This is a genomic window from Streptomyces sp. NPDC051172 (genome assembly GCF_040682555.1).
Lineage (GTDB): Bacteria > Actinomycetota > Actinomycetes > Streptomycetales > Streptomycetaceae > Streptomyces.
In genome coordinates, this window is record NZ_JBFBBE010000183.1 from 1 (window position 1) to 13,516 (window position 13,516).

A 13,516-nucleotide genomic window follows, 5' to 3' on the forward strand; every position below is an offset into this window, starting at 1 on the left:
CGGTCGGACCTGATCGACGGCTGCCTCATCGAGACCGGACTGATCATGGGAGCCGGATGATCGATCGGCCCGCCACCGCGAGTTCAACCCCGGTGGTTGGTGGCAACACGCTTCGCGGCCGGGGCTTATCCCGGCTGCGGGTGCTCTTTTCCTGGTCTTTTCGAGAGGGCGTTATTGGGGGGACTTGATGCGGCGTTGCGGCTTCTGCGCAAGAGGGTTGAGAGCTGGGTTGGACCGAGAGTCGGCCTGCTCCTGGGCCTGCACCCATGCGTCGAGGGCGGTGATGCGGTACATCACACGGCGGCCCATTCGAAAGCTCGGAGGGCCCTGGCGGCGATGACGCCAGACATAAAGGGTGTTGGGGGAGATCCCCAGATACTCGGCGGCCTTCGGGAGATTCAAGAAGGCAGTCTCGGACATGTGACTGGGCTGCGGCATCGCTGTGCTCCTGTCGTGGCTAAGGCGGCGACAGGATGAGAATCCGGAGAAAGAGCGACTTGGCCGGGCCGGGAATCTCTGATATCTGAAGACGCCCAGGCGTTTCACGTGGGGCAGAGAAGACGCAGTAGCGCCCTTGGAACGACGCCTGCCCCGCCAAGATCTCGAGGCCGCAGGAGCGCCGTAGGGCCGGCCTCCGAGCCGGAGTTTCAGGTACGCCAGTACTGCGGTTCGCCTTTCTGGCTGCCAGACCCCGCAGCCGCGACGGTGATTGTCAGGAGACTGGGCAGGGTGACGTCGGCGGTTACCAGGTGTCCGGGGGCGTCGCCGAGTCAGGACCGAGTCCCTTGCGGGTCGCGATCACGCCTTGGACGGTGAAGTGCCCTGTACACGTCGAAGGCGCCCCGCGGCAACAGGGGACCACGTGGTGGCGGGTCGCGAACGTCTGATGTCGACCGTCGTGACGCCCATCCCGCTTCTGCCGAGAGCGGAGTCGTGAGGGGAGAAGGAGCAGGTCTGATGGGACGCTTCGCCGGGTACGGTATCCGCGACGTGCGCGTTCCGGCATCGACCACGTCGATAGTCGGGCCCTACCACAACTGGCAGACGCGTCAACCTCCTTGCCGGGTATGCCTGCGGACAGACTGTCCTCCCACAGGTCTTGTCGGATGGAAGGCTTCCGTTCACTGAGGTCGCTACCAAGGTGAGGTTGTCGTCATGACGCGTCGCAATCCCGAACATCCGACGTACGGATTCACGGTCGCGGCTGCTGTCGAGGCTGTTTCGTCCGCACGCCGCCAAGTCGCCCAGCTGGCACAGAACTTGGGTCTCCCCATCTCGGATGACGTGTTGGAGACCGTCGTCTTGCTGGCGAGCGAGGTCATTGCCAATGCGATCCTGTACTCGGCCGCTCCGTGCGACGTGGCTGTGATGCGAACCGATGAACGCCTGCGTGTCGAAGTCACGGACACCGACCCGTCGATGCCGAGGGTCGCTGCCGGGGTGAGTGACGAGAGCGGCCGGGGTCTCCTGCTCGTAGACGCCTTGGCGGACGCTTGGGGGACGCAACCGGAACCGTGCGGTAAGACGACATGGTTTGAGATCACGTCCGAACCTTCGCCCAAGGCCTTGGACCACAACTCCGCGGACTCACCGCCCGCACCTCACGCGGGTGCGGCTGCCGTGCGGCGAACCGATCGCCACGCCCACAAGCCATCGCCCGTGAATTCGGGACTGTCGTTCCCCTCAGCAACTGCTGGGGAGCCACATCAAGCTGCCTGAGCTTGGCGTTTGGCGTCTCTGCCTTCCCATGTTCGAATCCTGGCGCCGCCACGCTGAGGAAGACCCGCTCTGACCTGCGTTTATGCGGTGCTGAAGGGGTCTTTTCCTGCGTCGGGGCACGGCCTCCGCCTCATCATTGTCAACCTTCCGGAACAGCGGCAGGTCCGAGTTCTCAAGACCGGCCTAAAGGCAGGCTGACCGCTGCGCTGGAATCGGGCCCTCCGCCCAATCCCCAGGCAGGGGGCCGTGTGGGGCGAATACGTGTGACGCAAGACACCATTGACGCGCACATGTCTTACACGTGATCCTCACAGCTCTTGGTAAGGAAAACTTAAGGATGGGTGGGCGTGTTCACGCGACAACAGCGGCACGGCTGGCGCCAGGTGGTGCGGAGCGGGGCGACAGTTGTCGCGCTCCTGGGTGGTATGGTTCCGGCGGCTGGGGTTGTCGCGGCGACGCCAGCGCTCGCCGATGACGGGGCGGCCGCGGCAGTGGCCGACAGCACTCCGGAGTCGGAGGCGAGCGCTCTCGCGGCGAAGACCGGCGACCGCGTGGCTGTGGACGCCGTGACTACCGAGTCGTCCCAGGTCTTCGCCAACCCGGACGGCACCTTCACCCAGGAGATGAACGCCGCCCCGGTCCGTGCCCGCAAGGACGACGGCACCTGGGCCCCCCTCGACACGACTCTCGCGCGCGAGGCCGACGGATCGGTGCGGGCGAGGAACACGACCGCCGACCTCACTTTCTCGGGCGGCGGTAGCGGCGACGGGCTGGTCACCCTGGAGGACAAGGGGCACGAGCTGAAACTCGGCTGGCCCACCAAGCTGCCCGAGCCCCAACTTGACGGCGCCACCGCCATCTACCCCGGCGTCTTGCCCGACGTCGATCTGAGGCTGACCGCACTGAGCACGGGCTACACCTCGGTGCTCGTGGTCAAGACCGCGGAGGCGGCCAAGAACCCGGCGCTCGCGACGGTCAGGATGACCGTCACCGGCGGCGGGCTGGACATCGCCCCGACCGCCGACGGCGGTTTCGTCGCCCGTGACGGCGAGGGCACGCCGGTGTTCGAGAGCCCGGCGGGGCGGATGTGGGACTCGGCCGGTGACGCCCCGTCCGGTGTCAGCACCCAGCTCATACGCACCGCTTCCGGGGCGGAGGACATGACCCCGCTACCCGCCGCCAAGGGTGAACCCACCCCGACCGAGGGCCCCGGGAGTGGTGACGCGGCCGCGGAACTCCCGCTCAAGGTCTCGGGTGCCACTCTGGAGATCACGCCTGACCCGGCCTTGCTCCATGGCGCGGACACCGTCTTCCCGCTCTACATCGACCCGCCGACCAAGGGCATCACCCTTGGCGACTGGACGGCGCTGGCCTCCAACGGCACCAAGTACTGGAAGTTTGACGGCGACAAGGGTGTCGGCCGCTGTTCCAACTACGCCGGCTACCTCTGCTCCAATAGCCCGTACACCCAGCGCATGTACTTCGAATACCCGCTGTCGTCGATCCACGGCAAGAAGATCCTCGACGCGACGCTGGAGGTGTACCAGGTCTGGACGTTCAGCTGCGATCCACATTGGTATGACCTGAGCCATGTCACCAAGGGCATCTCCTCCAGCACCACCTGGTCCTCTCGCCCCACCGCGGACGACCTCATGGGCGACCGTAACGTGGCTTACGGGCGGGGCACCCTGTGCAGCCCGTCACAGCCGGCGAACTGGGTGCGCTTCAGCGACAACGTGGGTGTGGAGAGCAACGAGAACCTGACTCCCACTCTCGCCTCCGCCGCCGCGAACAAGGACCCGCAGATCACCTTCTCGCTGACCGCGCACGACGAGTCCGACGCGGGCGCCTGGGCACGCTTTCGCGACGACGCCAAGCTGTCGGTGACGTACGTGTCGTACCCGTCCAAGCCGACCTCGTACGGCGTCCAGCAGGGCAACACCGGGCGGGTCTGCAACGCCTCCAGTTCGCCCTTCGTCACCAGCACCACCAAACCGAAGATGCTGGCCCAAGTGCAGTCCGCCGACGGCTCCAACGCCCAGCTGCGCGCCCAGTTCGAGGTGTGGAAGGCAGACGGCTCCAGCCGCGTCTGGTCCGCGAACTCGCCGGACGCCGCCTGGGTGGCCGACAACGCGACACGCGACGCGACCACCAGCGCCCTGGCACCGCAGACGGACTACCGGATGCGGGTCAAGACGCAGGCCTACTACAAGACGGACCGCGGAGACACCGGCGTACTGGACTCGTCCTGGTCGTCGTCCTGGTGCTACTTCCGGGTCGACACCGACTCGCCGCCGCCTCCGGTGGTGACGAGCGCCGACTACAAGCCGGCCGAGACCGACCCGGCCGCGGGCGGGGTGGGCACGCCGGGCAAGTTCACCTTCAGCCCTGGCGACAGCGACCCCAACACGGCCGGGGTCCAGTCGGATGTCGTCAGCTACAAGTGGAAGCTGAACAGCGGGCCGCTCTCCGCGCCGATCCCGGTCGCCAAGGGCGGTTCCACCACCCAGTCGATCCCGCCGAACCAGGCCGGTGAGAACACCCTCCAGGTCTTCGCCTACGACGCGGCCAGTCACAGTTCCCAGACCGGTTACTACAGCTTCCTGGTGAAGGGGGCCGAGAAGCCTGCCGGGATCTGGCACTTGGACAACGCCCTCACCGACGCGACCGAGGCCACTCAGCACCCGCTGACCTCCTCGGGCGCCACGTGGGACAGCCTGGCGCGCAGCGGCTCCGGCGCGGCGAAGCTGAACGGCACGAGCGCCTACCTGGCCACCTCCGGCGCGGTGCTGGACACCACCAAGTCCTTCACCGTCTCCGCCTGGGCGCGGCTGACGAAGAAAGACGTCAACTACACCGTCCTGTCCCAGGCCGGCACGAACGCTTCCGGGTTCCAGCTGTACTACTCGACCGCGTACAACGCCTGGGTCTTCAACCGTCACCAGACGGACGTCGCCGACCCGGCGATCACCCGCTCGGTCGGTACCAAGCCACCGGTCCTGAACGCCTGGACGCACCTGACGGGCGTCTACGACGCGGCGGCGAACACCATCCAGCTGTACGTCAACGGAGTCCCGCAGACCAACCCCGTGGCGTTCCCGGTCACCCCGTGGAAGGCGTCCGGTGCCCTTCAGGTCGGGCGGCTGTTGGCCTCAGCGACCGGCAAGGAGTACTTCTCCGGGACCATCGACGAGGTCAAGGTCTGGTCCCGCGCCCTTGCCGACACCGAGGTCGCCCACGAGGCCTGGCTGGAGGACGAGGACATCAGCGACGGCACCGCTGGCGACCCGGTCCCCGCGCTGGTCGCCAAGTGGGACGCCACGGACATCGCGAACGCGACCGGCACGACGGTGAAGGACACCAGCGGCTTCGGCCGCAACCTCACTCTCAACGGCGCCGCCCTCACCCAGGTCAGCCACGGCGACCCGGACATCGGCGAAGAGGTCACCACCACACAGACGATGACCCTCAACGGCACCAGCGCGTACGCCACCGCGAGCGGCCCGGTCGTCGACGACGCCGGCTCGTTCACCGCGACCGCCTGGGTGACGCTGGACCCGGGCAAGCTCGCCGACACCAGCAAGTCGTACGCAGTGCAGGTCTTCGGGCAGTCGGGGACCAGCCAGTCCACCTGGGGGGTCTGGTACGAGCAGCCGGCCGGCAGCACCCAGGGCCGGTGGACGTTCGGCCGTCCCGACAAGGACGGCACGGGCGCGGCCTGGACCACCAGCCAGTCCGCCGCGTTCACCACGGCCCAACTCGGAGTCCCGGTCATGCTTTCGGTCGTCTACGACGCTCAGGCCGCGGCCGACCCCGACGACACCTCCAAGCTCGGCGCGCTCAAGCTCTACGTCGACAGCGCCCTGATGGGCGACGAGGACGGCATCCCCTACACCGCCCCCTGGCAGGGCGGCGGTGCCTTCGAGATCGGCCGGGCAAAGATCAACGGCGCCCCCGCGCGCTACTTCCCCGGGACGATCGACAGCGTCCGTGTCTGGGCCGGGGCCACCTCCACCGACACGATCGCCAACCGGTTTAACACCGAGCAGCAGTAGCGGAGCCGTGAGCTGGGCGGGGTCGATCACCCGCCCAGCCCGCGCTGTTCGCCACGCTTCCCCCACTCCAAGGACCTGGAAATCACCGTGTCTTCAACACCCTTCCGCAGACGCCTGCCACGGGCGGTCGTACGCCGCTGGCTCGGCCGTGGCGCGCTGGTCGTCTCCCTCGTCGTCCTTCCGCAGGTCGTGGTTCCTTCGGGCTACGACTTCGCTGCCCAGGCCCAGACCTCAGCAGGCCGCAAGCCGCTGGAGCACCGGCCCGACGCAAAGATCGACAAGGTGGGCGTGCTCCGGCCCGGCGCCTCCAAGGCGCCGAAGGACAAGGCTGCCCCGGCCGCCCGCAAGACCCGGGACCGGCTCAGGAAGGCCACGTGGCCGAAGGCCGGGAAGGCCACCGCCAGTGTCCCGGTGGCCAAGAGGACCTCAGTCAGTGTCGGCGGGCTGGGCGTGAAGCTGGACCGGAAGTCCAGCGCGAAGGCCGGCGCGGCCGAGAAGGTGGCCCTCAGCGTCCACTCCCGGTCGGCCGCGAAGAAGGCGGGCGTCAACGGCGTACTGCTCACCGTCGCCCCCACGAGTGAGGCGTCAGGCAAGCTCCGCGTCTCCCTCGACTACTCCTCCTTCTCGGATGTCTACGGCGGCAATTTCGGTCCGCGTCTGCATCTGGTGGCGCTCCCGGCGTGCGCACTGACCACCCCGCAGAAGAAGTCCTGCCGCATCCAGCGCCCTGTGGCGGGCGCGGACAACGACGCGGCGTCGCAGACGGTGTCGGGCACGGTGCCCGCTCGGACGACGCTGCTGGCGGCGGCGGCCGAGAGCTCCGGCGGCGGCAGCGACTACAGCGCCACCTCGCTGTCCCCGACCGCGACCTGGGAGGCCGGCGGCAGCACGGGTGACTTCACCTGGACCTACCCGCTGAGGGTGCCCCCGGCCACGGCCGGCCCGGCCCCGAGCCTGTCCCTCTCCTACAACTCCGGCTCGGTGGACGGCCGTACGGCCGGTGAGAACAACCAGACCTCGGTGATCGGTGAGGGCTTCTCGTTCACCGAGTCCTACATCGAGCGCAAGTACGGTTCCTGCAAGGACGACGGGCAGAGCGGCAAGGGCGACCTGTGCTGGAAGTACGCCAATGCCACCCTGGTCCTCAACGGCAAGGCCGTCGAGCTGGTCAACGCCTGTGCGGACAAGGCCGCTTGCGATTCGGCCGCGCTGTCCCAGGCGTCCGGCGGCACCTGGAAGCTGAAGAACGAGGACGGTACCCGCGTCGAGCACCTGACCGGGGCCACCGGCAACGGCGACGACAACACCGAGTACTGGAAGGTCACGGACGCCTCCGGCATCCAGTACTTCTTCGGCAAGCAGCGGCTTCCCGGCTGGAGCGACAAGGGCACCACCGACACCGCTGACGACGACCCGGTCACCAACTCCGTATGGACCGTCCCGGTCTTCGGCGACGACTCCGGCGAGCCCTGCTACAAGTCCACCGGCTTCGCCGACTCCTCGTGCAACCAGGCCTGGCGCTGGAACCTGGACTACGTCGTCGACCCCCACGGAAACGCCTCCACGTACTGGTACACCAAGGAGACGAACTACTACTCCAAGAACGCCGACACCACCGTCAACGGCACCGCCTACACCCGCGGCGGCTACCTCAACCGCATCGACTACGGCCTGCGCAGCGACCTCATCTACAGCAAGCCCGCCGCCCAGCAGGTCCGCCTCACCTACGCCGAGCGCTGCCTGACCTCGTGCTCCAGCCTGACTGCAGACACCAAGGCCAACTGGCCCGACGTCCCCTACGACATGATCTGTGCCTCGGGCACCAAGTGCACCACCCAGATCGGCCCGGCCTTCTTCACCCGCAAGCGCCTCACAGACATCACCACCTCGGTCTGGACCGGCACCGGCACCACCCAGCGCGACGTCGACGCCTGGCACCTGGACCAGAGCTTCCCGGACACCGGTGACGCCTCCTCGCCGAGCCTGTGGCTGAATTCCATCCAGAACACCGGCAAGGCCAACACCGCCACGGCCGTCATGCCACCGGTTGTGTTCGGCGGCATCCAGTTGTCCAACCACGTCGAGGGCAGCGGCCCGGACACCCTGCGCTACATCAAGTGGCGCGTGCGCACCATCAAGTCCGAGACCGGCTCGACCATCACCGTCAACTACTCCGACCCGGACTGCGTCTGGGGCAGCAGCATGCCGGCGAACATCGACAAGAACACCCGCCGCTGCTACCCGGTCAAGTGGTCCCAGTCCGGAGCGACTCCGGTCACCGACTGGTTCCACAAGTACGTCGTCACGTCCGTCTTCCAGGATGACCCATACGGCCACGGCGACACCAACGAGAAGTACTACGACTACGAGAACGCCGGCTGGGGCTACGCCGACGACGAGGGCATCACCAAGGTCTCCAACCGCACATGGTCCCAGTGGCGGGGCTACAGCAAGGTCGTCGAGACCTCCGGCGACTCCGACGGGCCGCGCTCGAAGAAGTCCACCCTCTACATGCGAGGTCTGGACGGCGAGAAGGAACTCGACGGCACCGCCCGGGTGGAGAAGGTCACCGACTCCACTGGCACCGCCATCGACGACTCCCGCCAGTACGCCGGCTTCGTCCGCGAAACCATCGTCTACAACGGCGCCGACGAAGACAGCGGCACCATCAACACACCCTGGTCCCACAAAACCGGCAGCCACACCTACAGCTGGGGCACCACCGACTCCTGGATCGTCCAGGCCGGGGAGACCGCCACCCGCACCAAGACGTCCACCGGCACCCGCACGGTCACGCAGAAGACCACGTACGACCCCACGTACGGCATGCCGATGACCGTCGAGGACAGCGGTGACGCGGCCAAGACCGGCGACGAGTCGTGCGTGAAGACCAGCTACGCCCGCAACACCTCGGCCTGGCTGGTGAACACGGTGTCGCGCACCGAGACCTACGCGGTTCCGTGTGCGACCACCCCGACGGTCCCCGACGACGTCGTCTCCGACGTCACCACGGCCTACGACGGCCAGGCGGTCGGGACCGCGCCCACCAAGGGCGAGGTCACCGCCTCCTACCGGGTCGCCAGCTACGGCGCGGTCGACAAGAAGCCCGTGTACCAGCAGGTCTCGGGTGCCACCTTCGACAAGCTGGGCCGCCCGCTCACCGCGACCGACGCGCTGAACCACACGGTCACCACGACGTACGTGCCCGACGACACCGGCTATGGCCCACTGACGTCCAAGACCACCACTTCCCCATCCCCCAAGCTCTTCACCTCCACCACCGAGGTGGACCCGGCCTGGGGGGCGGCCACCAAGACCACCGACCCGAACGGCAACGTCACCGAGTGGTCCTTCGACGCGCTCGGCCGTCTGAAGTCCGTCTGGAAGCCGGACCGTTCACGCTCCCTCGGTGACGCCGCGAGCATCGTCTACGCGTACAGCATCAACAACGACAAGGAGACCTGGGTCCGCACCGACGCCCTGAAGGCCGACGGAAAGACGTACAACAGCTCGTACGAGATCTTCGACGGCCTGCTGCGGTCCCGCCAGAAGCAGGTCCCCTCGCCGGACGGCGGCCGGGTAATCTCGGAGACCCTCTACGACGACCGCGGCCTGGCCTACATCGCCAACTCCCAGGTCCACGACAACAACGCCCCGTCGGGCACCCTGGCCAACACCTTCCAGGGCTCCGTCCCGGCCTCCACCGAGACACTCTTCGACGGCGCCGGGCGTGCCACCGATTCGATCTTCCGGGTCTACGACCAGGAGAAGTGGCGCACCAAGACCGACGACCAGGGCGACCGCGTTGCCGTCACCGCCGCCGCGGGCGGCACCGGCACCCTGACGATCAAGGACGCCCGCGGCCGGATCACCGAGCGTCGCGAGTACGGCGGTCCCGCTCCGACGGGCAACGACTACACGCGCACGCTGTTCGAGTACACGCCAGGCGGCCAGCTCAAGAAGCTGACCGGCCCCGACGGGGCGGTATGGACGTACGGCTACGACCTGCGCGGCCGAAGGACCGTCTCCACCGACCCGGACAAGGGCAGGACCGACACCACCTACAACGACGCCGACCAGCCGCTGACCGTCACCAGCACCCTCAACGGCACCACGCGCACACTGATCACCGACTACGACGAGCTGGGCCGCAAGACCGGTACCTGGGACGGAGTCGAGGATGACGCCCACCGCCTGACCAAGTTCACCTACGACAGCCTGGCCAAGGGACAGCCGACGGCCTCGATCCGGTACGTCGGCGGTACCACCGGCAAGATCTACTCCCAGGTCGTCACCGGCTACGACAGCCTCGGCCGCCCCAAGGGCACCAAGACCGTCATCGCCGCCACCGACCCGCTGGTCATCGCCGGCGCCCCGCAGACGTTCACCACATCGACGACGTACAACATCGACGGGACCGTCCAGTCCACCTCGCTGCCCGCGGTGGCCGGCCTGGCCGCCGAGACCGTCACCAACAGTTACAACGGCCTCGGCATGCTGACCGGCACCGATGGCATGACGGACTACGTCCAGAACATCGGCTACTCGCCGTACGGCGAGATCGAGGAGACCCGCCTCGGCACCTCCACCGGCGCCAAGCAGCTCCAGGTCCTCAACCAGTACGAGGACGGCACCCGCCGCCTGCTCAACACCCACACAGTCGACCAGACCAACACCGGCTACACCAGCGACGTCGACTACGTCTACGACGCCACCGGCAACGTCAAGTCGGTCACCGACAGGGCGAACGGCACCGACACCCAGTGCTTCGCCTACGACGGCTACCGCCGCCTGACCGAAGCCTGGACCCCGTCCTCCAACGACTGCGCCACCGCCCGCTCAGCATCCGCCCTCGGCGGCCCGGCCCCCTACTGGACCAGCTGGGCCTACAAGCCCGGCGGCCTGCGTGACACCCAGACCGAGCACAAGGCGACGGGCGACACGAAGACCAGCTACGGCTACCCCCCCGTCAACGCCGACGGGGCTGGCCAGCCCCACACCATGACCTCAGTCACGGTGGGCGGCGCCGCAGCCAAGTCGTACGAGTACGACGATCAGGGCAACACCACCAAGCGGTACGGCACCACGGGCACCGCGCAGAGCCTCGCCTGGGACATCGAAGGAGAACTGACCCGACTCACCGAAGGCACCAAGACCACCGACTACCTGTACGACGCGAACGGCGAACTCCTGATCCGCCGCGGCCCGGCGAAGACCGTCCTCTACCTGGCCGGTCAGGAACTCCACTACGACACGGACGCGAAGAAGTTCGCCGCCCAGCGTTACTACCCAGCCGGCGACGCCACCGCAGTCCGCACCGAGGCCGGCCTGACCTGGATGGTCGACGACCATCACGGCACCGCCTCGATGACGGTGGACGCCACCACCCAGGCCGTAACCCGCCGCTACACCAAGCCCTTCGGCGACGCCCGCGGGACGACACCATCCGCCTGGCCCGACGACAAGGGATTCCTCGGCAAGCCCGCCGACGCCGAGACAGGCCTCACCCACATAGGGGCCCGCGAGTACGACCCGGCCACCGGACGCTTCCTGTCCGTCGACCCTGTCCTAGCCTCCGACGACCACGAGTCCCTCAACGGCTACGCCTACGCCAACAACACCCCGGTGACGAAGTCCGACCCGACCGGCCTGCGGCCGATCACGGACTGCGAGAACGGGTGCAGCGACGGCAAGGGCGGCACCTACCGCTCGTACATGACCATGGGCCCGAACGGGACCTGGGTGTACCACTCCACGAGGACGTACACCCAGACGATCGAGTACCAGACGGCCGGCGGTGGCGTCGGCAGCGGCACCATGACCGTCACTGTCCGCACGGACGGGGGCGTCAAGTCGGCCATGGTGGTCTTCAAGAAGGGCCCCGACCCGAAGCCCAAGAAGGACGACGGTCAGTGCCACGCCTGCTGGGCGATGGGCACGAACCCGAGCTACGACCGGAACGCCAACGATATTCCGGACGCGGGAAAGCTCGCCACCTGGCAGAAGGTCGTGGTGGGCGTTGCCATAGCCATTGATGCGGCCGTGGTTGGCGCTCCGGTCGTCGCAGCTGCCGGGCCGGAGATCGCCACAGCGTGTCTGGCCAACCCCGCAGGCTGCGCCGAAGTCGTGGCCGAAATAGGAACAGGCGGCGCGGCAGGCGGAAGCATGCCGTCCGGCTCCGCATACGGCGCCGCGGCGAACGCTGCCAACGGAGCCCGTCTCGGAAAACAACTAGAATACGAGGCCGACGCGGCCGCCGCGTCCAAGATGTTCACCACGGACGGGGACCTCACCGCGGAGACCATCGCGCGTTCCCAAAAGATCCAAGAGGGTACGAAGATGGGGAACCCTCACTTGGAGAAGTACTTCGCGGCGCACGGCGGGGCCGAGCAGTGGGGCAAGTACGCCACTCCACGCCTCAACATCCCGGGAGGCGAGGGAACGTTCGACATCCACTTCTACCGGAACGAAGTGAGCGGCGAGGTTTACTACTACGACTACAAAGTGAAGCTGGGCGGAGGCGAGCGAAGGTGAGAGTCCGCTATCTGGGCGTCCCGGACACGCCGCCCGACCCGCTCGACGGCAGGTACCACTTCACTCCGGGGCAGGAGTACGTCGTACTCGAACTCCATGTACGCAGTGACGGGTCCTCGTCCCTGCGCATCGAGCACTCGCCGCGCGACCTCGCCGGTCTGTATGGCGGGAAGTACTTCGAGCAAGTGTCCGATGTCATTCCGTCCCAGTGGAGCGTGGAGATCTATCCCCGGGGCGGGCTGAGCATGGGCCCGAAGGAATGGATCGCGGGAGACTTCTGGGAGCGCATGATGGAGCGCGATCCGGAGGCGGAAGCTGATTTCGCGTCGACCCGTGACGCGATCACGGCCGAGGATCCGGTGGCCTGACACGGAGTGAGGGGGAGCGGTGGCGGCCGCTCCCCCTCACTGTTCAGTGACGCGGTGCGCCGTCAGCGCAGGCCCAGTGCCTCGCGCACCGTCGTGAACAGGTCTGGTTGGTGACGCCGAGGACGCGGTACGCCTGCGGGCCCAGTGACGCGATGCGCACCTCGGTGCCCGTGTGCTCCTGGGACAGGCCCGGGGTGTTGGTGGAGTAGTTGACCCTCAGCTGCTGGCCCTCGTTCGTGATGAGGGTGGAGGAGACGCCGGGCGGGGTGGCCTCCAGCGGGACGATCTGGCTGGTGTGGCCGTGGTCGGCGGTGGTGACGACCAGGGTGTCGGGGTGCTTGGCCGCGTACGCGCGGGCCACCTTCACCGCCTGCTGTCGAACGCCGCCGTCTCGCCGATCTGGCCGAACGTGTCGGCCGCGTGGTCCTCCTTGTTGATCGAGGCGCCCTCGATCTGCAGGGAGAAGCCCTTCTTGGACCGCTTCGCCTTCTGCTTGGCCTCACCTCAAGGAACTGGACCGCCTTGGTAGCGGAGTCGCCAGGCTCGGGGTGGAGGCAGGGCGGTTCGTGTTGGAAGTCACGCAGCGCTGCGGGTCCGTGCCGCCGACCGCCGCCGCTTTGCCGGTCCACTCGACTCGACGGGCACGTTGCCTGTGGCGAACGCACCGAGCACTGGCTTGCCCTCCTTCGCGGCCTTCATCGACGTGTCGTCTGTGACGACCTGGTACCCGAGCTTCTTCGCCTGCTGGGAGTGTAAATCTAACGGCGGATCCGACGATCATGGGAGTGACGTCAAATGACTGATACCGCCGTGGAGTTGGAGACCGTGGAGCCTGTCGAG

The 13,516-nt window shown here is 67.5% G+C and carries 7 protein-coding genes; 4 read left to right on the top strand and 3 right to left on the bottom strand.

Annotation, left to right across the window (positions count from 1 at the left end; genetic code table 11):
* Nucleotides 1-171: 171 nt before the first annotated feature.
* On the bottom strand, nucleotides 172-438 hold the full coding sequence (locus tag AB0N07_RS47155; protein ID WP_365846541.1) for a helix-turn-helix domain-containing protein: 267 nt from the start codon (nucleotides 436-438) through the stop codon (nucleotides 172-174).
* 717 nt (nucleotides 439-1,155) lie between these two features.
* Between AB0N07_RS47155 and AB0N07_RS47160 the strand changes: the two genes are divergently transcribed.
* The 4 genes from AB0N07_RS47160 to AB0N07_RS47175 all read left to right on the top strand — a co-directional run bounded on the left by AB0N07_RS47160 (nucleotide 1,156) and on the right by AB0N07_RS47175 (nucleotide 12,676).
* A complete protein-coding gene (locus AB0N07_RS47160; RefSeq protein WP_365846543.1) occupies nucleotides 1,156-1,719 on the top strand; it encodes an ATP-binding protein in 564 nt (187 codons plus the stop codon).
* A 425-nt stretch (nucleotides 1,720-2,144) separates the two neighbouring features.
* Nucleotides 2,145-5,774, top strand: coding sequence for a LamG-like jellyroll fold domain-containing protein (locus AB0N07_RS47165; RefSeq protein ID WP_365846551.1), 3,630 nt, complete (start codon nucleotides 2,145-2,147; stop codon nucleotides 5,772-5,774).
* A gap of 87 nt (nucleotides 5,775-5,861) precedes the next feature.
* Nucleotides 5,862-12,308 (top strand): RHS repeat-associated core domain-containing protein, encoded by a 6,447-nt coding sequence (locus tag AB0N07_RS47170; protein WP_365846545.1) that lies wholly within the window; start codon nucleotides 5,862-5,864, stop codon nucleotides 12,306-12,308.
* Nucleotides 12,305-12,676: a hypothetical protein gene (locus AB0N07_RS47175; RefSeq protein WP_365846547.1), complete on the top strand. Its 372-nt coding sequence runs from the start codon at nucleotides 12,305-12,307 to the stop codon at nucleotides 12,674-12,676. The genes AB0N07_RS47170 and AB0N07_RS47175 overlap by 4 nt, the downstream gene beginning before the upstream one ends.
* 43 nt (nucleotides 12,677-12,719) lie before the next feature.
* On the opposite strand, the gene AB0N07_RS47180 is transcribed toward AB0N07_RS47175, so the two are convergent.
* Both AB0N07_RS47180 and AB0N07_RS47185 read right to left on the bottom strand, forming a co-directional pair.
* Nucleotides 12,720-13,037: a hypothetical protein gene (locus AB0N07_RS47180; RefSeq protein ID WP_365846549.1), complete on the bottom strand. Its 318-nt coding sequence runs from the start codon at nucleotides 13,035-13,037 to the stop codon at nucleotides 12,720-12,722.
* Nucleotides 13,038-13,039: 2 nt separating this feature from the next.
* Complete coding sequence (locus AB0N07_RS47185; protein WP_365846553.1) at nucleotides 13,040-13,135, bottom strand: hypothetical protein; 96 nt, start codon at nucleotides 13,133-13,135, stop codon at nucleotides 13,040-13,042.
* Between the last annotated feature and the right edge of the window lie 381 nt (nucleotides 13,136-13,516).